At 72.7% G+C, this 22966-nt stretch carries 20 protein-coding genes, 4 tRNA genes, 1 other RNA gene and 1 pseudogene; 14 read left to right on the top strand and 12 right to left on the bottom strand.

Features of this window, described 5'->3' with window-relative positions; all coding sequences use genetic code 11:
• Window positions 1-20: 20 nt before the first annotated feature.
• Complete coding sequence (locus IGS69_RS16515; protein ID WP_190900549.1) at window positions 21-1880, top strand: copper resistance CopC/CopD family protein; 1860 nt, start codon at window positions 21-23, stop codon at window positions 1878-1880.
• Here the strand turns inward: IGS69_RS16515 and IGS69_RS16510 are convergent.
• Window positions 1870-2760 (bottom strand): DUF72 domain-containing protein, encoded by an 891-nt coding sequence (locus IGS69_RS16510; RefSeq protein WP_190900548.1) that lies wholly within the window; start codon window positions 2758-2760, stop codon window positions 1870-1872. The two genes, IGS69_RS16515 and IGS69_RS16510, sit on opposite strands and share 11 nt — an antisense overlap.
• A gap of 144 nt (window positions 2761-2904) precedes the next feature.
• Here IGS69_RS16510 and IGS69_RS16505 point away from each other — a divergent pair, with 144 nt between their 5' ends.
• The 3 genes from IGS69_RS16505 (at window position 2905) to IGS69_RS16495 (ending at window position 6446) form a co-directional block, all read left to right on the top strand.
• Window positions 2905-5385 (top strand): SpoIIE family protein phosphatase, encoded by a 2481-nt coding sequence (locus IGS69_RS16505; RefSeq protein ID WP_190900546.1) that lies wholly within the window; start codon window positions 2905-2907, stop codon window positions 5383-5385.
• Between the two features lie 14 nt (window positions 5386-5399).
• A complete protein-coding gene (locus tag IGS69_RS16500) occupies window positions 5400-5852 on the top strand; it encodes a DUF4383 domain-containing protein (RefSeq protein WP_190900544.1) in 453 nt (150 codons plus the stop codon).
• 108 nt (window positions 5853-5960) lie between these two features.
• A complete protein-coding gene (locus IGS69_RS16495; RefSeq protein WP_190900542.1) occupies window positions 5961-6446 on the top strand; it encodes an MSMEG_6728 family protein in 486 nt (161 codons plus the stop codon).
• A gap of 277 nt (window positions 6447-6723) precedes the next feature.
• Here the strand turns inward: IGS69_RS16495 and IGS69_RS16490 are convergent, their stop codons facing one another.
• Complete coding sequence (locus IGS69_RS16490) at window positions 6724-6945, bottom strand: hypothetical protein (RefSeq protein WP_031110278.1); 222 nt, start codon at window positions 6943-6945, stop codon at window positions 6724-6726.
• A 146-nt stretch (window positions 6946-7091) separates the two neighbouring features.
• Here IGS69_RS16490 and IGS69_RS16485 point away from each other — a divergent pair, with 146 nt between their 5' ends.
• From IGS69_RS16485 to IGS69_RS16470, 4 genes are all read left to right on the top strand, one after another.
• Complete coding sequence (locus IGS69_RS16485) at window positions 7092-7328, top strand: hypothetical protein (RefSeq protein ID WP_190900540.1); 237 nt, start codon at window positions 7092-7094, stop codon at window positions 7326-7328.
• 44 nt (window positions 7329-7372) lie between these two features.
• Entirely contained in the window at window positions 7373-7597 is a 225-nt protein-coding gene (locus IGS69_RS16480) for a hypothetical protein (RefSeq protein ID WP_190900538.1), read from the top strand.
• A gap of 16 nt (window positions 7598-7613) precedes the next feature.
• Complete coding sequence (locus IGS69_RS16475; protein WP_190900536.1) at window positions 7614-7874, top strand: hypothetical protein; 261 nt, start codon at window positions 7614-7616, stop codon at window positions 7872-7874.
• 100 nt (window positions 7875-7974) lie between these two features.
• Window positions 7975-8304, top strand: a complete 330-nt coding sequence (locus IGS69_RS16470) for an amphi-Trp domain-containing protein (RefSeq protein ID WP_190900534.1) — start codon at window positions 7975-7977, stop codon at window positions 8302-8304.
• Between the two features lie 39 nt (window positions 8305-8343).
• Here the strand turns inward: IGS69_RS16470 and IGS69_RS16465 are convergent, their stop codons facing one another.
• Together IGS69_RS16465 and IGS69_RS16460 are read right to left on the bottom strand one after the other, a co-directional pair.
• Window positions 8344-8802, bottom strand: a complete 459-nt coding sequence (locus IGS69_RS16465; protein ID WP_190900532.1) for a hypothetical protein — start codon at window positions 8800-8802, stop codon at window positions 8344-8346.
• A gap of 188 nt (window positions 8803-8990) precedes the next feature.
• Window positions 8991-9078 (bottom strand) — tRNA-Ser (locus tag IGS69_RS16460).
• A 72-nt stretch (window positions 9079-9150) separates the two neighbouring features.
• Here IGS69_RS16460 and ffs point away from each other — a divergent pair.
• From ffs to IGS69_RS16430, 6 genes and pseudogenes are all read left to right on the top strand, one after another.
• Window positions 9151-9245: signal recognition particle sRNA small type (gene ffs, locus IGS69_RS16455), an RNA gene on the top strand.
• A gap of 72 nt (window positions 9246-9317) precedes the next feature.
• Window positions 9318-11792: a DNA polymerase III subunit gamma and tau gene (locus IGS69_RS16450; protein ID WP_190900530.1), complete on the top strand. Its 2475-nt coding sequence runs from the start codon at window positions 9318-9320 to the stop codon at window positions 11790-11792.
• A 119-nt stretch (window positions 11793-11911) separates the two neighbouring features.
• Complete coding sequence (gene purD, locus IGS69_RS16445; RefSeq protein WP_190900529.1) at window positions 11912-13162, top strand: phosphoribosylamine--glycine ligase; 1251 nt, start codon at window positions 11912-11914, stop codon at window positions 13160-13162.
• A gap of 399 nt (window positions 13163-13561) precedes the next feature.
• Window positions 13562-15419 (top strand): annotated as a pseudogene (locus IGS69_RS16440) (hypothetical protein).
• Between the two features lie 277 nt (window positions 15420-15696).
• A complete protein-coding gene (locus tag IGS69_RS16435; RefSeq protein ID WP_190900526.1) occupies window positions 15697-17172 on the top strand; it encodes a N,N-dimethylformamidase beta subunit family domain-containing protein in 1476 nt (491 codons plus the stop codon).
• Between the two features lie 68 nt (window positions 17173-17240).
• On the top strand, window positions 17241-18140 hold the full coding sequence (locus IGS69_RS16430; protein WP_190900525.1) for a phosphoribosylaminoimidazolesuccinocarboxamide synthase: 900 nt from the start codon (window positions 17241-17243) through the stop codon (window positions 18138-18140).
• Window positions 18141-18181: 41 nt separating this feature from the next.
• On the opposite strand, the gene IGS69_RS16425 is transcribed toward IGS69_RS16430, so the two are convergent.
• The 8 genes from IGS69_RS16425 to IGS69_RS16390 all read right to left on the bottom strand — a co-directional run bounded on the left by IGS69_RS16425 (window position 18182) and on the right by IGS69_RS16390 (window position 22781).
• Window positions 18182-18257, bottom strand: a tRNA-Gly gene (locus IGS69_RS16425).
• Between the two features lie 22 nt (window positions 18258-18279).
• Complete coding sequence (locus tag IGS69_RS16420; protein WP_190900523.1) at window positions 18280-18900, bottom strand: response regulator transcription factor; 621 nt, start codon at window positions 18898-18900, stop codon at window positions 18280-18282.
• The gene (locus tag IGS69_RS16415; protein ID WP_190900521.1) at window positions 18897-20180 is read right to left on the bottom strand and encodes a sensor histidine kinase; all 1284 of its coding nucleotides are present in this window, start codon (window positions 20178-20180) and stop codon (window positions 18897-18899) included. The genes IGS69_RS16420 and IGS69_RS16415 overlap by 4 nt, the downstream gene beginning before the upstream one ends.
• Before the next feature lie 22 nt (window positions 20181-20202).
• Window positions 20203-21006, bottom strand: a complete 804-nt coding sequence (locus IGS69_RS16410; RefSeq protein ID WP_190900519.1) for an ABC transporter permease — start codon at window positions 21004-21006, stop codon at window positions 20203-20205.
• On the bottom strand, window positions 21003-21974 hold the full coding sequence (locus IGS69_RS16405; RefSeq protein ID WP_190900517.1) for an ABC transporter ATP-binding protein: 972 nt from the start codon (window positions 21972-21974) through the stop codon (window positions 21003-21005). Before IGS69_RS16405 ends, IGS69_RS16410 begins: the two co-directional genes overlap by 4 nt.
• Window positions 21975-22103: 129 nt before the next feature.
• Window positions 22104-22176: transfer RNA gene (locus IGS69_RS16400), tRNA-Gly, on the bottom strand.
• An 81-nt stretch (window positions 22177-22257) separates the two neighbouring features.
• Window positions 22258-22329: transfer RNA gene (locus IGS69_RS16395), tRNA-Gly, on the bottom strand.
• A gap of 134 nt (window positions 22330-22463) precedes the next feature.
• Window positions 22464-22781 (bottom strand): histone-like nucleoid-structuring protein Lsr2, encoded by a 318-nt coding sequence (locus IGS69_RS16390; protein ID WP_031109676.1) that lies wholly within the window; start codon window positions 22779-22781, stop codon window positions 22464-22466.
• Window positions 22782-22966: the final 185 nt, after the last annotated feature.

The following is a 22966-nucleotide window of genomic DNA, read 5'->3' as shown; positions in this document are numbered from 1 at the left end:
CCCGGCGATTCCAAGCCTTGGTGCTGCTCGGCACCGTGCTGGTACTGCTCCTCGCCGGAGCAGCCCCCGCCTCCGCCCACGCCGCCCTCCGCGGAACCGACCCCGACGACGGTTCCGTCCTCAAGCAGGCCCCCCGCCACGTCACCCTGACCTTCACCGAGTCCGTGGGCCTGCTCGACGACTCCTTCCGGGTGTTCGGCCCCGACCAGCGCCGGGTCCACACCGGCGAGGCCACGCACGCGGACGGCCGCTCCGACACGGCCCGAGTCGGTCTGCCCGGCAAGCTCGCCCAGGGCACGTACACGGTGGCCTGGCGCGTCGTCTCCGCCGACAGCCACCCCGTCTCCGGCGCCTTCAGCTTCTCCGTGGGGAAACCGTCCGCGACCACGGGCCAGATCGACACGGGCCCCGCCGAGGACCCGCTCACCGGCGGCCTCCACGACGCCGCCCGCTATCTCGCCTACCTCGCCGGCGCGCTGCTCGTCGGCCTGACCGCGTTCGTGCTGCTGTGCCGGCCGGCGGACACGTCACCCCTGCGCCGGCCGCTGGTGGCCGCCTGGTGGACGCTGCTGGGCTCGACGGTCGTCCTGATCCTGCTGCGCGCCCCCTACGAGACGGGCACGGGCCCGGCCGCCGCCTTCGACGCCTCCGCCCTCGGCCGCACCCTGACCGGCCGCCCGGGCGAGGCCCTGCTCGCCCGGCTGGTCGTCCTCCTGCTGTTCGCCGCCTTCCTGATCCGGCTGTCCGGGCGCCGTGCCCCCGAGCAGCGGCCCGCCGCCCTGGCGACCGGCACGGCCCTGGCAGCGGCCCTGGGCCTGACCTGGGCGGCGGCCGAGCACGCCTCCGCCGGGATCCAGGTGCCGCTGGCGATGACGTCGTCCGTGCTGCACCTGCTGGCGACGGGCGTCTGGCTCGGCGGCCTGGTGGCGTTGCTGCTGACCCTGCGCCGCCCGTCCGGCGAGGACCTGGGCGACGACCTGGACGAGGACCTCGTGGAGGTCGTCCCCCGCTTCTCGCGGATCGCCTTCACCTCGGTGACCGTCCTGGCCGTCACGGGCGTCTACCAGTCCTGGCGCGGCCTCGGCTCCCTCTCCGCGCTGACCGGCACGTCGTACGGCCGTCTGCTGCTCGCCAAACTCGCGGGCGTTTGCGTGCTGTTGCTGGTGGCCGGGTACTCGCGGCGCTGGACGGCGCTGATCGCGGCACCGGCGGCTTTGGCCCGGGCGGCCGTACCGGCACCGGCACCGGTCCCGCAGCCGGTCGGCGCGCCTGCGGAAAGCCAGGAAGCCGCCGAGGGACCCGGGACCGGCGAAGCGGGGCCGGACTCCGAGGAACCCGAGCCGCCCGGCGGCCCGGTGAAGCCGGGGGCGGGATCCGGCGACCCCGGCATCCGGCGCCGCCTGCGCCGCTCCGTCCTGGTCGAAGTCGTCGTCGCCGCCGTCGTGCTGATGATCACGACCGTGCTCACGGGCACCCTTCCGAGCCGGGCCCAGGCCGAGGCGGCCCAGCGGGCACCGGTGGGGGCGCTGCCGCCCACGACCGAGATCACGGTGCCCTTCGACACGGGCACGGGATCCGTGACCGGGAGCGGCAAGGTGCAGATCACGCTGGACCCGGCCCGCGTCGGCGAGAACGGCATGCAGGCGCTCGTCTACGGCTCCGACAGGGGCGTGGTCGCGGTCCCCGAGGTCCGCATCACCTTCAGTCTGCCCTCTCGCGACGTCGGCCCGATCGACGCCGAACTCGTCGACCGGGGCGGGTACTGGAGCACCAACGCCGTCAACCTGCCGCTCGCCGGGAACTGGACGATGAAGACGACCGTGCGGGTGTCGGACGTGGACCAGGTGTCGGTGGAACGCCGGGTGCGGGTCAAGCCCTAGGCAGCCGCGCCGCCACCGCGCCCGGTGCCGGGGCGGCCTCGCCGAGGAGCCGTGTCATGGCCTCGGCGGCGCGGACGGCGGCGTCACCGCAGCAGTTGTTGAACAGAACGTGGACCTGCTCGGTCCGCTCGGCCAGCCGCCGCACGCGGGGCAGCCACCCGGCGAGTTCGTCCTCGTCGTAGGCGTGCCGGAACCGGTCCTCCTTGCTGCCGGTGCCCCACGCGGTGCTGCGGCCGTGGAACCGGACCACCGAGAGCCGGGACGAGGTCACGGGAGTGACCGGCGGGATGGAGGAGGGCAGCTTCTGCGTCATGTCGACGGCGACCGCGGCCATGCCGTGCCGGGTCAGCAGCGCGCCCGTCGCCTCGTCCTGCCCCGGCTCCCACCAGGACGGGTGCCGGAACTCCACGGCGACGGGCCAGCCCCCGGTCCGCTCCGCGCACTCCCGGAGGAACACCTCCGCCCGCTGCCCGGGCCGGAACCAGGGCGGGAACTGGAACAGCACGCTCCCGAGCCGCCCGGCCTCCCGCAGCGGCTCGATCCCGGCCGCGAACCGCGCCCACACCTCGTCGAGCACCGCCGGGTCCCGGGCATCGGCCCGCAACCCGTCCGGCATCACCGCCGCCCGGGTGGGGTGCCCGGTGAGCAGCGAGAACGCCTTCACGTCGAAGATGAATCCATCCGGTGTGCGCTCGGCCCACAACCGGCTGTTCCGCTCGCCCGGCAGCGCGTAGTACGAGGCGTCGACCTCGACGACACCGAACCGCTCGGCGTAGTGCCGTAACCGCCCCTCGGCGTCCCGCCGCCCCGGCGGGTACCAGCCGCTGCCGACCAGTGCCCGGTCGGTCCAGGAACACGTGCCCACGAGGATCTGACCCATGAGGGAGCGGTTACCCGGGCCCGGTGGCGGCAGGCTCCGCTTCTCGGGACGCCGCTGTGAGACACGTCGTAATCGGGGTAAGCAGGTGATATCTGTGCAAATACGCTGCTACGGCTGATTCTCCCGAGAGCGAGATGACCCATCATGGAGCAGCCCGTCACCGTCGGCCGGGCCGGCCGGTCGTTCGGAGAAGAGCCAGGGGCCCTCGAAGCCCTCGTCGACGCATCCCTCACGGCCCGTGTGACCCTCGACGAACACGGCATCGTGACCGGCTGGAACCCGGGCGCCGAGCGGCTCCTCGGGTACCCGGCCGGGCAGGTGACCGGCCGCCGTGCCGCGGATCTGCTGGCCGAGCCGATCCCGGTGCGGGGTGGTCTGCCCACCCTCGCCGGGCTGCCCCGCTGGAACGGCGACGTGGCGCTCCGGCACCGTGACGGCCGGAAACTGACGGTCGGGATCCTCGCCCACCACAGGCCGGCCGGCGCCGACGCCCCCGCCTGGCTCATCGTCTCCGCCCTGACCGACCGGCAGCCACCGACCGGCCTCGACGAGTCGCTCGTCAGCTGGAGCTTCGCCCAGTCCCCGTGCTGCGCCCAGGCGATCTACGACACCCGGCTGCGGCTGCGGCGGGCCAACGCCGACATGGAACGCTCCGCGGCGCTCACCGAGGAGGAGATGCGGGGCCTGCGCGTCTCCGAGATCATCGACCACCACGCCGGCCTGCGGGCGGAGCGCAGCATGGCCCGGGTCCTGCGCACCGGCGAGCCGGAGTACCAGGAGAACTACCTGCAGGCGCCCGGCGAGAACCACGAGCACGCCTGGTCGGTCTTCATCTCCGCGCTGCGTGACCACGAGGGCACCATCCGGGGCGTCTGCCTCTCGGCGCACGACATGACCGAGCAGTTCTGGGCCCGCAAGCGCCTCCAGCTGATCGCGGAGGCCGGCCGGCGCATCGGCAGCACGCTCGATGTGACGCGCACGGCCCAGGAGCTCGCGGATGTGACCGTTCCGGTCCTGGCCGACTTCGTCAGCGTCGATCTGCTGGCCGCGCTGGACGACGCACCCGAGCCGCCCGCGCCGGTGGTTCCGGCGGAGGGGCCGCTGCTGCTGCGCCGGGCCGCGCTGCGGTCGGTGACCGCGGGTGCCCCGGAGGCGGTCGTCGCGGCCGGCGCGGTGGACTCCTATCCGCCGGGCTCGGCGCCCTACGAGAGCCTGCGCACCGGACGCCCCGCCCTGCACGAGGTGACCGACCCGGCGTTCACCACCTGGCTCGCCCGCGACCCGGCCCGCGCCGCCCGGGTCCGGGCGTTCGGCATCCACTCCGTGATGGCCGTGCCGCTGGCCGCCCGCGGCACCACCCTGGGCGTCGCCTTCTTCGTCCGGCACCGCAACCAGGAGACGTTCCAGCACGACGACCTGGTCCTGGCCGGGGAGCTCGCCGCCCGGGCCGCCGTCAGCATCGACAACGCCCGCCGCTACACCCGCGAGCGGGCCACCGCGGTCACACTCCAGCGCAGCCTGCTGCCGCAGCGGCTGCCCCGGCAGGCGGCCGTCGAGGTCGCCTCCCGTTACCTCCCGGCGGGCCCCCACGCCGGCGTCGGCGGGGACTGGTTCGACGTCATCCCCCTCTCGGGCGCGCGGGTGGCCCTCGTCGTCGGAGACGTGGTCGGCCACGGCCTGGTCGCCTCGGCGACCATGGGGCGGCTGCGCACGGCGGTCCGCACGCTGGCCGACATCGACCTGCCCTGCGACGAACTGCTGACCCACCTCGACGACCTGGTCGCCCGCCTGAACACCGAGGAGGAGAGCGACACCGAGGGCAGGCACGCGGGCTCCCCGGAGACCTCGAGCGACGTGGGGGCCACCTGCCTGTACGCCGTCTACGACCCCGTGACACGGTGCTGCTGCCTCGCAGCGGCCGGGCATCCCGTGCCGGCCGTGGTGAGCCCCGACGGCACCGTCGACCTCGTCGGCCTCCCGGCCGCGCCCCCGCTGGGCGTGAGCGGCCTGCCGTACGAGGCCACCGAGGTGACCCTTCCCGAGGGCAGCCTGCTCGCCCTCTACACCAACGGCCTGGTCGAGACGCCCGACCGGGACCTCGACGCCGGCGTCCACCGGCTGCGCCAGGCCCTGGCCCGCCCGGCGGCCTCGCTGGACGCCCTGTGCGACACGGTCCTCGCCGACCTGCTGCCGCAGCGCCCGGCCGACGACGTGGCCCTGCTCATCGCCCGTACGCGTGCGCTGGACGCGCGGCAGGTCGCCACCTGGGAGGTGCCGGCCGACCCGTCCGCGGTCGCGCAGACCCGCAAGGACGTGGTGGCGCAGCTGGAGCGGTGGGGGCTCTCCGACGCCGTGTTTGTCACGGAACTGGTCGTCAGCGAGCTCGTCACCAACGCCATCCGGCACGCCGAGCCGCCCGTCCAGCTCCGGCTGATCCACGACTCGACCCTGATCTGCGAGGTCTCCGACGGCGGCAACACCGCCCCCCATCTGCGGCGCGCCCGCACCTACGACGAGGGCGGCCGGGGCCTGCTGCTCGTCGCCCAGCTCACCGAGCGCTGGGGCACCCGCCAGAGCACCACGGGCAAGACCATCTGGGCGGAACAGAACCTGGTCCCCGCGTGAGGAGCCCACCGGCCATGAGCACACCCGCGTCGCGCCGGACCGCCCGCGCCCCCGTCCAGCAGGCCGCCGTGGTGCTGGGCCTGGTCTTCCTCGTGGTCGGCGTGCTGGGTTTCATCCCCGGTGCCACCACCGACTACGGCTCGCTGGAGTTCGCCTCCCACGAGTCGGGCGCGGAGCTGTTCGGCCTGTTCCAGGTCTCGATCCTGCACAACCTCGTGCACCTGGCCTACGGCCTTTTGGGTCTGATCCTCGCGGGCACGGCCGCCGGGGCGTACTCGTATCTGCTGGTCGGCGGTGCCGTCTACCTGGTGCTGTGGGTGTACGGCCTGTCGGTCGGCCATGACAGCGCCGCCAACTTCGTGCCGCTGAACACCGCGGACGACTGGCTCCACTGCGTCCTGGGCGTCGCCATGATCGCCCTGGCCCTGACCCTCAGCCGACGCGAGACGCCCACCGACGCACGGTAAGGACACGGACGCACGACAAGGATCCCGGACGCACGGCAAGGATCACCGAGCACGGCCGGGATCAACGATCACCGAGTACGGCCAGGATCAAGGAACACCGAGGACGGTATGCAGACCTTCCTGCCCCACCCCGACTTCCGCACCACGGCCCTGTCCCTCGACCGCCGCCGGCTCGGCAAACAACGCGTCGAGGCGCTGCAGGTGCTGCGCGGCCTGGTCGTCCCCGGCTACGGCTGGCGCAACCACCCGGCCGTGAAGATGTGGCTCGGCTACGAGGAGGCGCTGGTCCGCTACGGCCTGGAGATCTGCCGTGTGTGGCGCGAACAGGGCCACCAGGACACCTGCGCGGCGACGCTCGTGGCCGACCTGGCGGCGATCCGCCCGCACGCCCCCATCCGCGACCAGCACCTCCTGGCCGCCGAGGGCGAACTCCCGCCCTGGCTCGGCGACGACCCCTTCCACGAGAGCCACCGCTCGGCCCTGGTCCGCAAGGATCCCGAGACCTACGCGACCCTCTTCCCGGACGTCCCCGACGATCTGCCGTACGTCTGGCCGACGTCGGACCGCGCGGGCGGGCAGCCGGCCCGGAACTGACGGGCCCTCCCTGCGAGTCCCGGGAGCTAGGCGGCCCTGCGGCGCGCCGGACGCCCGGACGGGGCGGGCTGCTCCGTCACGTCGTCGAGCGGGAAGGCGTCGTCCTCCCCGAAGTCCGGGGCCTGGAAAGGGTTGGTCGCCGGAGCCGGCGACGCCGCACGGGAACGGCTGGTCTGCCCTTCCACGGCGGAGAACAGCGAAGTCGGTTCGATGAGAGGTCTCTTTTCGTTACTGGCCCAGGTCAGGGCCAGGCGTGCCCTGACCGGGCACGGAGGTCCTACAGCTTGGTCATCTTGGCGTACGGGCTCAGGATCCGCATTTGCGCCGAACCGAAGTCCACGAGCGCGGCGATCCCGTCCTCGATGCCGATGACCCGGCCGAGCCCGTACATGTCGTGCGTGACCTGGTCACCCACGGCGAAGTGCTTGGGAGCGGGGGCGACCGGAGCCTTGAAGGGGCTGGTAGGCAAATGACGCTTGGGAGCAGCAGGCTTTGTCATTGGCCTCAGTATGCGCCTACCGACGCCCCTCGCGCTGCTGCTGTCCACGTCCAGTGCCCGAACCGAGACGTAAGAGAAGCGTTGCCGGGGCCTCGAGCCTCCTGTTGCGCTGGCCCGAAAAATCGAACACATGATTGAATTCGGCCATGCGAACGTTTCCCGACGACCTCGTCCGGGCGCAGCGGGAGTGGAGTGCCACCTACCGGCAGCTCGCCGACCGGCCCGGCCGCACCGAGCTGCGCCGGCGTCTGCTGCGGCTGTCGGCCCAGGCGTTCTTCCACCCCTACTGGCAGCGGCGACGGCCCAGCCCGGCGGCGTGGTGGGAGCTGCGCGAGCTGGGGCGGACGGCCGGGGACGTGGTGCGTGAGCGGCCGCGCCGGTGACGCCCCGGCCTGCGGGACCGTACGTCCCGGATGATCCTGAAGGTATGGCCGGACCGATTCGCGTGACCGTGCACCCACCGTCGCCCTCGGGCGGCCGCCGGGTGCGCGTGGACGGCGAGATCCTCGGCCTCGCCCACAATGTGACCGATGTCGCGGAGTTCCTCCGCCGCGCGGGCCTGGAGATCGACCCCGCGGACGTGGCGGAGGTGTCGTGGATCGACTGGCGCGGCGTGGGGCCCGAGCAGTGGGGCCCGCGGGCGGGCGGCTGACGCCGTGACCTTGTGGATGACGTGGGACCTGGAAGGGGTCGGCAGGGCCTCGCAGTCCGTGGAGGGCGTGGCGGAGGCCGCCAACTGGCTGGTCGAGTCCACGGAGCGCGCCCGGCGCGCCTTCGACACCGAGTGGGAGTGGCGCGGGCTCATGGACTCGGCGCTGCGGGTGCGCGAGGAGATCCTGGACGAGGGGCGCCGGACCCTCGAACGCGGTGTGCCGTGGGAGGCGACGGACGAGGGCGTGAGGGTGAGCCTCGCCCCGCGGGGCGCATGAGGATGTCCAAGCCGCCACATCGAGCCAAAATGGACATACTCACTCTTCCGTTCCACTCTCCATCCCCTCTCTCTGCGCCATTGCCGCATCGGAGGCACCCATGACCGACCTCAAGTTCGAGCAGAAGCGTTCGCTGTCACGCCAGGAGGCCGCCGACCAGCTCACGGCACTGGCAGACGCCCTGAGGGAGGGCGGGGACGCCGAGCTGGACCTCGGCCCCGGAACGCTGGGCCTGCGCATCCCCGACGAGCTGCACAGCGAGCTGGAGGTCGAGATCGGAGGCGGGGAGGTCGAGCTGGAGATCGAACTGAAGTGGAAGACCGGACCGACCCGACCGACCAGGCCACGCACGGACGCCTCCGCGGAGAAGCCCAAACGCGAGGGTTCCGGCAAGACCAGGACCCCGAAGCGGACCGCCGCGAAATCGTAGACGGCTCGGAATCTGGCCCGGCGCCGCCTGGCCCGGTGATCAACCGCCGTAGCGACTGCGCAAGTCCTCGGCGATGCGCGACATCAGCCCGGTAGCGCTCTGCAACGGTGTCTCTCGAAGTGGACGCTCCACCTGGGGATCGTAGGCAGTCAGCCCGGTCTCCTTCTCGACGATGGCCGCAAGGGCGAAGACCCTTTCGAGCACGATTGCAGCGTCGTCCCCCGCATGCCAGTAGGGCACAGTAACGCTCACCTCGTCGCCGAAGACGGACAGGTCGGTGCCAGTGTCCGGGTGGCTCAGGTCCCGCGACTCCTGCCCACATTCCGTGATCTCTACTTCGCCCAGCAGGGTCCGGGCCTGCGGCACGATTCGGTCCCACGCTTCAAGGAGGCGGGCAGGGATCGGCTCGCTCTCCTCGGCTGCGTCCTCCATGGCCTCCAGGGCGTCATCCCAGGACTGCCCGTCGCGTCGGCTCAAGAAGTAGATGTCGTAGCTCACCGCGCGATCGTAGGCACCCGTACGCTCCGGTGGCAGGACCTGAGATCGGACGGGGACCATGCTCCGCAAGGTCGCGCAGCAGGTCGGCGACGCGCTGTGGGAGCTCCCGGAAACCAACTGAGACGGACAACGTCGAAGGGCCCCACCGCGAACGGTGGGGCCCTTCGACATCGTGCCCGGTGAGGCACTGGCGGAGGATACGAGATTCGAACTCGTGAGGGGTTGCCCCCAACACGCTTTCCAAGCGTGCGCCCTAGGCCTCTAGGCGAATCCTCCGCCGCAAACAATACAAGACGTTGAGGAGTGCTCGCGAACTCGTTCCCGCTGCCGACATCAGGTAGCCTTGGCGCAGCCCCTCACGCGGCGCTATCTGACTGAACTCCCCCAGGGCCGGAAGGCAGCAAGGGTAGGTTGGCTCTGGCGGGTGCGTGAGGGGCGTCTGCGTTCCGGTACGGGATCTTCCGGCCGGGCCCGGGCCGGGCCGGATGTCAGTGGGCGCCTATAACCTCGTATGCGTGTCGTCTCTCGCTCTGTACCGCCGCTACCGCCCGGAGACCTTCGCCGAGGTCATCGGGCAGGAGCATGTCACCGACCCGCTGCAGCAGGCGCTGCGGAACAACCGGGTCAACCACGCGTACCTGTTCAGCGGGCCGCGCGGCTGCGGCAAGACGACCAGCGCCCGCATCCTCGCCCGTTGCCTGAACTGCGAGCAGGGGCCCACGCCGACACCCTGCGGGGAGTGCCAGTCCTGCCAGGACCTCGCGCGCAACGGCCCCGGTTCCATCGACGTCATCGAGATCGACGCCGCTTCGCACGGAGGCGTGGACGACGCCCGTGACCTGCGGGAGAAGGCCTTCTTCGGGCCCGCCCGCAGCCGGTACAAGATCTACATCATCGACGAGGCCCACATGGTCACGTCGGCCGGCTTCAACGCGCTGCTGAAGGTCGTCGAGGAGCCGCCGGAGCATCTCAAGTTCATCTTCGCGACCACCGAGCCCGAGAAGGTCATCGGGACGATCCGGTCCCGGACCCACCACTACCCCTTCCGGCTCGTGCCCCCCGGCACCCTCCGGGAGTATCTCGGGCAGGTCTGCCAGAAGGAGACCATCCCGGTCGCGGAGGGCGTGCTCCCGCTCGTCGTACGCGCCGGCGGCGGGTCCGTGCGTGACTCCATGTCCGTCATGGACCAGCTCCTCGCCGGCGCCACGGCCGACGGTGTGACGTACGCCATGGCCACCGCCCTGCTCGGGTACACCGACGGCTCCCTGCTCGACTCCGTCGTCGAGGCCTTCGCCACCGGCGACGGAGCCGCGGCCTTCGAGGTCGTCGACCGCGTGATCGAAGGCGGCAACGACCCCCGGCGTTTCGTCGCCGACCTCCTGGAGCGGCTGCGTGACCTGGTGATCCTCGCCGCCGTCCCGGACGCGGCCGAGAAGGGGCTCATCGACGCCCCCGCCGATGTGATCGAGCGCATGCAGGCCCAGGCCGGCACCTTCGGCCCCGCCGAGCTGAGCCGCGCCGCCGACCTCGTCAACGAGGGCCTGACGGAGATGCGCGGCGCCAACTCGCCCCGTCTCCAGCTCGAACTGATCTGCGCTCGCGTGCTGCTCCCCGCCGCCTACGGCGACGAGCGGTCCGTGATGGCCCGCCTCGACCGGATCGAGCGCGGCGGGAACTACTCCGCGGGCCCCGCCGGCATGCCCGCCATGGGATACGCCCCCGGGCCCGAGGGCCATGGGGGAGCGGCGGCTGCCCCCGTCCAGGCGGGTGGCGGCGGCGCCGTGCCACCGGCCGGCGGCCCGGCCGCGGCCCGCGCTGCCGTCCGGGCGTCCGGAGGAGGAACAGGAGCAGGAGCAGGACCAGGACAAGGAGGACCCGGCAACGGCGGTGCCGCACACGGCGCCGGTGGCGTCGGCCCTGCGCCGGCCGCGGCCGGCTCCGCCCCTTCGGCGGCGGGCCAGGGTGCGCCGCAGCCCGCACCGGGCCACGGCGCGACGCCGACCGCACCGGCCGCGCCCCCGGCTCATGCCCCTGCCCCCGGCTCGCAGGCCGGACCTGGTGCCCCCGGCGGTCCGGGCGCTCCCACCGAGGCCCCGCCCGCCGCCTCCACCCCGGCCCCGGGCGGACAGCCCCAGTCCGCCCCGGCCGCCCCGGGCGCCTGGCCCACCGCCGCCTCCGCCGGCAGCGGCGGCCGTCGCCCCGGCGGCTGGCCCACGGCCGCCCCGGTCGCGCCGGCCTCGAACACCCCACCGGCGCACACCCCGCCGACGAGCACGCCCGCGCCCAGCACCCCACCGGCGGCCCAGCCCCCGGCTCCCGCGCAGGCCGCACCCGCCCCTGCCTCTGCTGCCTCGGGCGGCGGCGGCCTCGACCCCCGCATGCTCTGGCCGAACATCCTGGACGCGGTCAAGAACCGCCGGCGCTTCACCTGGATCCTGCTCAGCCAGAACGCCCAGGTGGCCGGCTTCGACGGCACGACCCTCCAGCTGGGCTTCGTCAACGCGGGCGCGCGGGACAACTTCCTGAGCAGCGGCAGCGAGGACGTACTGCGGCAGGCGCTGGGCGAGCAGTTCAACGTGCAGTGGAAGATCGAGGCGATCGTCGACCCCTCGGGCGGCTCCGCGCCACCGGCGCCGGGCGGCCCCTCCGGGTTCGGCGGGGGTGGCGGTGGCGGCTACAACCCCGGCGGTGGCGGCGGCTACAACGCGGGCGGCGGTACGGCCACGGCCCAGCGCCCTGCCCCGCCCCAGTCGGCGCCCCCGGCCGCTCCCACCCAGCAGTCGAGCAGCCCCGCCCCGGCCTCCACCCCGGCCCCGGCACCGACCGCTTCCGTCCCCCAGCCCTCCGCCCCACCGCCGCGCCACGTCTCGGTCGAGGAGGACATCCCCGAGGACGACGACCCCGACCTGGACGAGTCGGCCCTCTCAGGCCAGGAGCTGATCGTCCGGGAGCTGGGGGCGACGGTGGTCGAGGAGTTCACGAACGAATAGCCCACACGGAACCGCGAGCAACACCGGACCCCTCTTGGAGGAACATCCAGCTCAAGATCCCCCCTCCCTTCGGAAGCCCGCACAAAGGGAACCCGGCGCCTCCCGTTAGGCTGACCCCTGTGAAGGTCCTCGTCATCGGCAGCGGCGCCCGCGAACACGCCCTGTGCCACTCCCTGTCCCACGACCCCGATGTCACCGCGCTGCACTGCGCCCCCGGCAATGCCGGCATCGCCGAGGTCGCCGAGCTGCACCAGGTCGACGCCTCGGACGGCGCCGCGGTCACCGAGCTGGCCACCCGCCTCGGCGCGGAGCTCGTGGTCGTCGGCCCGGAGGCCCCGCTGGTCGCCGGTGTCGCCGACGCCGTCCGAGAGGCGGGCATCCCCGTCTTCGGCCCGTCCGGACAGGCGGCGCAGCTCGAGGGTTCCAAGGCCTTCGCGAAGGACGTCATGGCGGCGGCCGAGGTGCCCACGGCACGCTCGTACGTCTGCACGACGCCGGAAGAGGCCGACGCGGCCCTCGACGCCTTCGGCGCTCCGTACGTCGTGAAGGACGACGGGCTCGCCGCCGGCAAGGGCGTCGTCGTCACCGACGACCTCGAAGCGGCGCGGGCCCACGCGGCGGCCTGCGAGCGCGTGGTCATCGAGGAGTACCTCGACGGCCCCGAGGTCTCCCTCTTCGCCGTCACCGACGGCGAGACGGTCGTGCCCCTCCAGCCCGCGCAGGACTTCAAGCGCGCCCTGGACGGCGACGAGGGCCCCAACACCGGCGGCATGGGCGCGTACTCCCCGCTGCCGTGGGCCGACCCGAAGCTGGTCGACGAGGTGATGCAGACCGTGCTGCAGCCGACCGTGGACGAGATGCAGCGGCGCGGCACGCCGTTCTCCGGCCTGCTGTACGCCGGCCTCGCGATCACTTCGCGCGGTGTGCGTGTGATCGAGTTCAACGCCCGGTTCGGCGACCCCGAGACCCAGGTCGTGCTGGCCCGGCTGAAGACGCCGCTGGCAGGCCTGCTGATGGCCGCCGCCACCGGCAACCTCGCCCACCTGGAGCCGCTGCGCTGGAGCGACGACGCGGCCGTGACCGTGGTCGTCGCCTCGCACAACTACCCCGGCACCCCGCGCACCGGCGACCCGATCACCGGACTCGACGAGGTCGCCGCCCAGGACGCCCCGCACGCGTACGTGCTGCACGCCGGCACCCGGCAGGAAGGCGACGCCGTGGTCAGCGCGGGCGGGCGCGTCCTGTCCGTGACGGCCACCGGCAAGGACCTCACCGAGGCCCGTGACCGCGCCTACACGGCCGTCGGCCGCATCCGCCTCGACGGCTCGCAGCACCGCACGGACATCGCCGCGAAGGCGGCGGGCGCGTAAAGCCCCCCGCAGGGCCCCCGTAAGGCCCCCTCGCTCGGGCGGCCGGAGTGAAACCACCCCGCCGCCGATGCCCCCCCCAGGCCCCGGACCCGTCTCAGGATCCGGGGCCTGAAGCATGTGAGGGGGCGGGGCCCGTAGGCGAGAGGCGGGAGGCAAGAGGCGGGAGCGGCGGGAGCCGGACGCTCGTTTTCCGTCATCCACCTCTCCCCAAAGCCATTCCATCGAGTGACCGATGCCCTATCCGGCTGACGGGGGGCGGAGCCCCAACTAGGGTGCGGCGCAAGCGTTCCGGCACTTGGCCCACCGGCATTGCGATGTCAGTGACGGGTGCCACAGTGGGGGAGTGAGCAAGGGCAGCGTCGGGTCAACGGGGAGGGGGTGAGGTCGGTCGTGACCGGAATGGGTGTGGAAGCAGGCGCGCAGGCCGCGCGAGCACGGGCCCTGGCCGTGCTGCGCATCCGCGGCCGTGCCCTGGCCGTCGCCCTGCTGCCGGCCGCCGTCGCCGTGATCCTGCTCGCGGGCGCGGTCGGCGACCGCATCGAGGGCCCCGTCTGGGACGCGGCCCGCTGGGTGCTGACGCCGTTCGCGGTCCTGGTGCTGCTGGCCGCCGCCGGGATCGCCCTGGTCGTCGCCCGGGCCCGGCCCGCCATGAGCCCGACCGTCCCGGTCACCGAGGAGGCGGCTCCGGACCTGTACCGGATGGTCCGTGATCTCGCCGACCGCCTCGACGTCCCCGCGCCCTCCGCGATAGCGCTCACCCCGGACTGCGACAGCTGGCTTGAGGACCGCACCCACCCGGCCCACGCACCGCCCCCGGCCGAGGAGCACGGCGACATCGCGGGAGCGGGCAAGCAGGCGCAGCGCCGGCATCCCGTGGCACCGGTCCTGGTCATCGGCTCCCCGTTCCTGTGGTGGATGCGGGTCGGCGAGCTGCGCGCGGTCCTCGCCCCCGTCATCGCCGGTACGGGCCCCTCGGCCCACCCGGACATAGCCGCGGCCCGGCGTTTCGTCCGGGGCCTGGACGCCGCGGTGGCCGTGGCCTCGGAGCCCCGGCGTGACCCGGTGTCGCGGGCGGTGCTCGCCGGGGTCGGGTGGGTCGCCCGGCTCCTGCTGCGCAGCTGCCGGGTCCATGCCGCCGAGCTGGAGCGGGGCGTGGCGGCCGCGGCGGCGGAGCGTGCACAGGCTGTGGACTACGGGCTGCGGATCGTCGCGCAGGAGCAGGTGGGCCTGGCGTACGCGGGCTGGGACCGGCTGCTGACCCGGGTCGCACTGCCCGCCTGGCGGATGGGCCGCTGGCCGTCCCGGCTGGACGCCGGTGTGGTCGCGGCGCTCACGGAGCTGTCCCGGCGCGACCGCCTGGCCGAGGGATTCGCGTCCCGGCTCGGCGAGCGGCCCGCCTGCGATCTTCTGGAGGAGCCGGGCACGGTCGACGAGGCCGCCTCCCTCCTCGCCGCCCGCCTCTTCCACGGCGGCCCCGCAGGGCCCAGCCCCGACTGGTCGCCGGTGGACTGGAGCGAGTACCCGGACGAGGTCGTGGACCGCAAGTGGCGCCTCGACGCGGCCCGCCTCCACCGCGTCCTGGACGCGATGGGCGTCCGCCCCGCCACCGGCCCCACGGCTCCCGCCACCGTCGCCCCGACCCTGTCCCGCGTCCTCGACGGACACCGGTCGGGCGTGGACGGCCGGTACCACCGGAGCGACCGATCCAGCAGCAGGCCCCACCGGCCTCGGGCCGGACACAGCGGGCTCCACCGGCCTCGGGCCGGACATGCCGGACCCCGCACCGCGCGAAGCCGCCGGCCCGCCCCCCGGCAGACCGGACGCCCTCGACGACGAGGACCTCGCCGGTACGACGGCCCCCAGCGCCACCCTCGCGGCCCGCCTCAGCGCCGAACTGGCCCGCGAGGAGGCCGCCCCCTCCCCCGCGGCCCCCTCACCCGCCTCCCCGACCCCCGACCCCGCGGCGCTCTGGGACGACCGGGCCCTCCCCCTCTTCCCCCTCCAGCCCCCGCGCACGGCCAGGGAGCTGCTCGCCGACCACCTCACCGCGATGGTCTGCTGCGCCGCGATGGACACCGCCGGTGCGACCCCGGGCCTGGACTGGCTGGACGGCCCGACCCTCCTGATCGACGGTGAGCGCACGGCCGACCTGGCGCCCAAGGTCCTCACCCTCATCGAGGACGGCGACGCGACGCCCCTGCGGGTCTGGCTGTCCCAGCTCGGCATACGCCCGGAGAAGCCGGTCCGCCTCGGCTGAACACCGGAGTACGAGCTTCCGGTTCTGGCCAATTCAAAACGAGCAGTGACGAAGTGCGCGCGTTATGTGATGTGCTTGGACCGTTCGTGTATGGCAAGGGCTTGCGACATACGACAAGCACATAGGCACGCCCGCGTCACACCGACCGCAGAACGCCGCACACACAGCCGAACGCCGCACACACCGCAGAGGCACCGCCAGCACCGCGCACCGCAGAGGCACCGCACACACCACACGAGCAGGCACCACCACGGGGGCACAGGGGAGGGGAAGAACCATGGGCTCGGAGCAGATCCGCCGCTGGGAGTCGGGAGCGCTTGCGCACGCCGTGACGGATCCCTTCGGGCAGGGGCCCGTTCCGTGGCTGCGGGGCAACGTGACGTATTTCGACCACTCGGGCCAGGTCGTCCCCTGGTACGTGGACCAGGACGCGACGGACCCGCCGAAGAAGGGCGGCCGCTCGGGCGGCCCCCGCGCGGCCGACGACGTCAACCGCCAGATCAAGGGCTTCACCTCCACCGGCGCGGTCGCCCCCGGCGAGGCCATCGACTTCCACATCACCGTCGACCCGCCGCAGCAGTTCGCCGTCGACATCTACCGCATCGGCCACTACGGCGGTGACGGCGCCGCGAAGATCACCACCAGCCCGCGGCTGTCCGGCATCGTCCAGCCCGCGCCGCTCGCCGCGGACCGTACGGTCTCCTGCCACCACTGGTGGCTGTCCTGGCGCCTCCAGGTCCCCTCGTACTGGAACATCGGCGCGTACGTCGCCGTCCTCACCACCGCCGACGGCTACCGCTCCCACGTCCCCTTCACCGTCCGCCACGACCAGCCCGCCGACCTGCTGCTCGTGCTGCCCGACATCACCTGGCAGGCGTACAACCTCTACCCGGAGGACGGCCGCACCGGCGCCAGCCTCTACCACGCCTGGGACGAGAAGGGCCGGCTGCTCGGCGAGTCCGAGGCCGCCACGACGGTCTCCTTCGACCGCCCGTACGCGGGCGCGGGCCTCCCCTTGCACGTCGGCCACGCCTACGACTTCATCCGCTGGGCCGAGCGCTACGGCTACGACGTCGCCTACGCCGACGCCAGCGATCTGCACGCGGGCCGCGTGGACCCCACGCGCTACCGCGGCCTGGTCTTCCCGGGCCACGACGAGTACTGGTCGGCCGCCATGCGCGCCACCGTGGAGCGCGGCCGTGACGCCGGCACCTCGCTGGTCTTCCTCTCCGCAAACTCCATGTACTGGCAGGTGGAGCTGGGCCCCTCCCCGTCCGGCGTGCCCGCCCGGCTGCTGACCTGCCGCAAGCGCCGCGGCCCGGGCAAGCCGGTGCTGTGGCGGGAGATCGACCGCGCGGAGCAGCAGCTCCTGGGCATCCAGTACGCAGGGCCCGTCCCCGAGCCGCACCCGCTGATCGTGCGCAATGCCGGGCACTGGCTGTGGGAGGCGACCGGGGCGCACGAGGGCGACGAGATCGAGAACCTGGTGGCGGGCGAGGCCGACCGCTACTTCCCGCGCACCCCGCTGCCGGAGCACGAGGAGCGCATGCTGCTCGCCCACTCCCCGTACACCGACAAGGAGGGCGTCCTCCGCCACCAGGAGACGTCCCTGTACCGCGCTCCCTCCGGCGCCTGGGTCTTCGCGTCCGGAACGTTCGCCTGGTCACCGGCCCTGGACCGCCCGGGCCACGTCGACGGCCGTGTCCAGCGGGCCACGGCCAATCTCCTGGACCGCATCTGCAAACGCGACTGACCCACTGTCCGTGATCATGCCCGGGTACGGGAGAATCGAGCCATTGGACAGAACCACGGGGAGGAACCGTGTCCGGATTCGTCGCAAAGCCCGAGCCGATCCAGGTTCCGGGCCTGGTGCATCTGCACACCGGCAAGGTGCGCGAGCTGTACCGGAACGAGGCGGGCGACCTCGTGATGGTCGCCAGCGACCGCATCTCCGCCTACGACTGGGTGCTGCCGACCGAGATCCCCGACAAGGGCCGGATCCTCACGCAGCTGTCCCTGTGGTGGTTCGAGCGGCTGGCCGACCTGGTCCCGAACCACGTGCTGGGCACGGAACTGCCCGACGGCGCCCCCGCCGAGTGGGCGGGCCGCACGCTGATCTGCAAGTCGCTGCAGATGGTCCCGGTGGAGTGCGTGGCCCGCGGCTACCTCACCGGCTCGGGCCACGCCGAGTACAACGAGACCCGCACGGTCTGCGGTCTCGCCCTGCCGGAGGGCCTGAGCGACGGCAGTGAACTGCCCGCCCCGATCTTCACCCCGGCGACCAAGGCCGAAGTCGGCGAGCACGACGAGAACGTCTCCTACGAGGAGGTCGCCCGCCAGGTCGGCGCGGACACCGCGGCCCGGCTGCGCCAGGCGACCCTCGCCGTCTACTCCCGGGGCCGGGACATCGCCCGGGAGCGGGGCATCATCCTCGCCGACACGAAGTTCGAGTTCGGCTTCGAGGGCGACGATCTGGTCCTCGCCGACGAGGTCCTCACGGCGGACTCCTCCCGCTTCTGGCCGGCCGACCAGTGGCAGCCGGGCCGGGCGCAGCCGTCGTACGACAAGCAGTTCGTCCGGGACTGGCTGACCTCGGCGGAGTCCGGCTGGGACCGCAAGAGCGAGCAGCCGCCGCCGGCCCTGCCCCAGCAGGTCGTCGACGCCACCCGCGCCAAGTACGTCGAGGCGTACGAGCGCCTGACCGGCACGAGCTGGTCGTAGGACACGAAGAAGCCCCCCGGCGGAGCCGGGGGGCTTCTCGATGGAGCGAACGACGAGGTTCGAACTCGCGACCTCAACCTTGGCAAGGTTGCGCTCTACCAACTGAGCTACGTTCGCATGCGCCGTGGCGCGAGAACCACTATACCCAACCTCGCTCCCGTGCGAGCCGTACCGCCGCATGCCGGTTCTCGGCACCGAGTTTCGAGACGGCCGACGACAGATAGTTCCGCACGGTCCCCTGCGACAGCGCGGCCCGCTCGGCGATCTCCGCGACGGGCGCACCGTCGGCGGCGAGTTCCAGGACCTCGGCCTCCCGCGCGGTCAGCGGCGAGTCCCCGGCGGCGATCGCGTCGGCGGCCAACTCCGGGTCGACGTAACGGTTCCCGGCGTGCACCGTCCGGATGAGCTCCGCGAGCCGCTGCGCGCTCACGGTCTTCGGCACGAACCCCCGCACTCCGGCCGCCAGCGCCCGCTTCAGATGCCCGGGCCGTCCGTGACTGGTCACGATGAGCACCTTGCAGCCGGGCAGTTCGGTCCGCAGGGATGTGGCGACCTTCACACCGTCGGCGCCGGGCATCTGGAGATCCAGCACGGCGACATCGGGTTTGTGCGCCCGGGCCATCGCCAGCGCCTCGGGCCCGGTCGCCGCCTCGGCGACGACGACGAGGTCGTCCTCCAGCGACAGCAGCGCGGCGAGCGCTCCGCGGATGAGGTGCTCGTCGTCGGCGAGCAGCAGCCGCACGGGTTCCATGGCCGTCATGGCGTGACCTCGCTCACCGCACGCGCGGCGACGGCGGCGGGGACGGCCTCGGAAGACCCGGGCCGCGACGGCAGCGGAATCTCCGCCGTCAGCCGGAACAGTCCTTGGCCCGCGGGCCCGGCCTCCAGGGTCCCGTCGATCTCCGCCAGCCGTTCCCGCAGCCCGGCGAGCCCCGTGCCGGAGGGCCCGGCCTTGGACTCCGTCCCCGCCTCGCTCACCCCGTCGTTCTCCACGGACAACACCACCCGCCCCTCCAGCACCTGCAAGCGCACCGCACACCGCCGCGCGTCCCCGTGCCGCAGGACGTTCGTCGCGGCCTCCCGCACCACCCACCCCAGGGCGGACTGCACGGCGGTCGGCAATCCGGCCGCCGTCGCCCCGCCGACCGTGCAGTCGATGCCGGCCGCCGCCAGCACCCCTTGCGCCCCGGCGAGTTCCGAACCGAGGTCGGCCTCCCGGTAGCCGCGCACGACCTCCCGCACCTCCCGCTGCGACTCCTGCGCGAGCCGCTGCACCTCGACCATCTGCGTCACGGCCTCGGGCCGCCCCCGCTGGGCCAGCTGCACGGCCAGCTCGCTCTTCAGCGCGATCACGGCGAGGTTGCGCCCCATGACGTCGTGCAGATCCCGCCCGAACCTCAGCCGCTCCTCGGCGACGGCGAGCCGGGCCCGGGCCTCACGGGCCTCGTCGAGTTCGTAGACGGAATTGAGCAGCCACACCGAGAAGACGGCCGTGAAGGCGATGAACACGCCGCCGATCAGCACGATCAGAGATGTGATGAGTGCCGTGAGCGCGGAGGCGCCGAGCGAGAACGCCATGACCCACGTGCCCGCCGCGAAGCCCCCCGCGATGCCGAACGCGCGCCGCCGGGAGCGGACGCCGAGCGCGATGATGCCGGGCCCGAAGATCAGGATCACTCCGAAGACGCCACCGGCGGCGGCGTCGACGCCCTCGCGGTCGGGTCCGAGCTCGGCGATTCCGATCGCGGCGGCGGCGATGGCGGCCGTGACGGCGGCCAGGGTCCACATCAGTGCGGTGGGCTGGGGCCTGCGGCCACGGGTCCAGTCGACCGACCGCGACACGGTCACGAAGCAGAGGGCCGCGTGCACGGCCACCACCAGCATCACGGCGGCACCCAGCCGGGGCCCGAGCGGAGCCACGGACGTGACCCCGACGGAGAAGAACTCCATCACCGCGAAGAAGTGGAACGACCACCGCGTGTACGACTCGACCTTCTCCGGCGTGCTCTTGTGACGCCACCACCTGCCCGGCGTGCGCATGCGCCCCGTCACTCCCCTTCGGTCAACGCCGCGGTTCCCAGCGGAACCACCGCCGTACAGCAAACACCGCGATGAGGATCCAGGCCATGGCGGTCGCGAGCGCGCCCAGCGCCTCGTACGCGGAGAGGTCGCCGGTCCAGCCACCGCGTACCAGTGTGACGACGGGGGTCAGCGGCAGCAGTTCGAGGACGGAGGCCACCCGGTCCGGGAACAGTTCCAGCGGTGCGAACATGCCGGAGCCGATCATCGAGACCATCAGCAGCGGCATGGGCGTGACCTGGGCGCTCTCGCCGGTCCGGGTGAAACTGGCGGTGGCCGCGGCGAGGGCGGCGCTCATCACCAGCCCCAACAGCAGCCCGAGGACGACCAGATGGGGGGCGGACGGCGCGGACAGGTCCATCAGCACGGCGCACCCCACCACCAGCAGCAGGCACTGCGCGAGCCCGGTGAGGACCGCCGGCAGTGACGTGCCGGCCAGGATCTCCACGTCCCGCAGCTCACCGGTGCGCAGCCGCTTGAGCACGAGCTCCTCACGCCGCACGACGAACGCGCCGACGAGCACGGAGTAGACGGCGAACAGCAGGGAGAAGCCGACCGCGGCGGGCAGCACCAGGGTGCCGGGGCTCAGCCCGGCCCCGGCGAGGTCCATGTCCTCGGACGCCGCCTTCACGCTGACCGGCATCACCAGCGGTACGAACAGGGCGGCGAAGAGCGCGCCGCGGGTCCGCCCGAGCAGGGTCAGTTCGGCGCGGGCCAGAGAGGCCATCCGGCTCAGGGGGGTCGTCGCCGCCGCGGCCGGGCGGGGGGTCGTGTGCGTGGCGCTCATGCCGCGTACTCCTTCGTCGTCATGCCCGTGGCCTGCTGGGCGGAGGTGTCCTTGGCGATCCCGAGGAACGCCTCCTCCAGGGAGGCCGAGCGCACGTCCAGGCGGCGCAGTTCGACCCGGGCCTGCGCGGCCCACATCAGCAGGGCGGTGGCCGACCGCTGGAGTTCATGGGTGCGCAGCCGCACGATCCGGCCGTCGGTCTCGTGGCCGGTCACGCCCAGTTCGGCGAGCGGCGGGAGGTCGCCGACGAAGTAGCCGTCGGGCAGTTCGAAGGAGATCCGCGACGGCTCCGCGGCGGTCACCTCGGCCGGGGTACCTGTGGTGGCGATCCGGCCCTCGTGCATGATCGCGAGCCGGTCGGCGAGGTTCTCGGCCTCTTCCAGGTAGTGCGTGGTCAGCAGCACGGTCGTGCCGCCGTCGCGCAGCGCGCTCACCAACTCCCAGGTGGCCCGGCGGCCTTCGGCGTCCAGCCCGGTGGACGGCTCGTCGAGGAAGAGCACCTCGGGGTCGCCGAGCAGGGCGAGGGCCAGGTCGAGGCGGCGCCGCTGGCCGCCGGACAGCTGCTTGACCCGCGTGCCGGCCTTCGCCTCCAGGCCGACCAGCGCCAGTACCTCCGCGGGCGGCCGGGCCCCGCTCACGCAGCCCGCCCACATCCGCGCGGTCTCGGCGACGGTGAGCTCGGAGGGGAAGCCGCCCTCCTGGAGCATCACGCCGGTGCGGTGCCGTACGGCGGCCCGGTCGGTGTAGGGGTCGTGCCCGAGGACGCGTACCCGTCCGCCGGCCGGCTGCGCGAGGCCTTCCAGGAGTTCGACCGTCGACGTCTTGCCCGCGCCGTTGGTGCCGAGCAGCGCGAAGATTTCCCCGCGCCGGACGGAGAAGCTGATTCCGCGGACCGCCTCGAACCCGCCCCCGTACACACGTCGCAGGTCAGTGACCTCAATCACGTGTTCGTGTCCGTTGGTTTCCATGCTCCAAGCGTCCCGGCCGTTCGGGCCCGCAAGCAGTGCGCGCTGTCATCACTCGGCATGACAAATGTCAGAAGCGGGGCGCGGCACACGAAGAAGCCCCGGTCCTGATGGACCGGGGCTTCTTTCCCGAGCGGACGACGAGGTTCGAACTCGCGACCTCAACCTTGGCAAGGTTGCGCTCTACCAACTGAGCTACGTCCGCATGTGCTCCCGATCAGCTTTCACTGACCGGTGCGGGCACCAGCCTACCTGATCCACGACAGTGGCCGGTACGGCGATGCAGAGCGGGTGACAGGAATCGCACACTGCGCCTTCCCCCTGGAAGGGGGATGTTCTACTACTGAACTACACCCGCATGTTTCCGTGAGCCGGGCCTTTCGGCCTCGCCCCTCGGCGTGCTCCAGACTCTAGCTGATCAGCCGGGGTGCTGCGCAAGTCGGTTGCCGCGAGGGGCGAGTGGGCGGGCGCCGGGCCGGTCCCGACGGGCCGTCACTGCGCGGCGGTGAACGCCTCGTAGACCTTCTTGGGGATGCGCCCGCGCGCGGGGACCTCCATCTTGTTGGCCTGGGCCCAGGCGCGCACGGCCGACGGGTCGGGGGCGACCTCCGTCTGCCGGTAGGCCTTGCCCGAGCGGGACCGCTTGCGGCCGGCTTCCACGTAGGGCGCGAGCGCCTTCCGCAGTTCTCCGGCGTTGACTTCGCTCAGGTCGATCTCGTACGACTTGCCGTCCAGTCCGAAGGCGATCGTTTCCGTCGCTTCCGAGCCGTCGATGTCGTCAAAGAGAGTGACCACGACCTTCTGCGCCACGAATATCGGTCCCTTCATGCGGCACTATGCCAATTCATTTGTACAGTGCCCGGCAATACATTGTGAAGCCCGACTAAATCCTTCTGCGTGTCCAAAAGCAAGAAGGGGAGCGGAGCGACTTCGTTGGAAGGGTGGCGGTGGGAGACGGGCGGGCGCAATAGATCCCGGGTGTCGATCCGGAATCT

Source organism: Streptomyces tuirus (assembly GCF_014701095.1).
In the GTDB taxonomy this organism is placed as follows: domain Bacteria; phylum Actinomycetota; class Actinomycetes; order Streptomycetales; family Streptomycetaceae; genus Streptomyces; species Streptomyces tuirus.
This window is presented reverse-complemented; position numbering and strand designations above follow the sequence as displayed.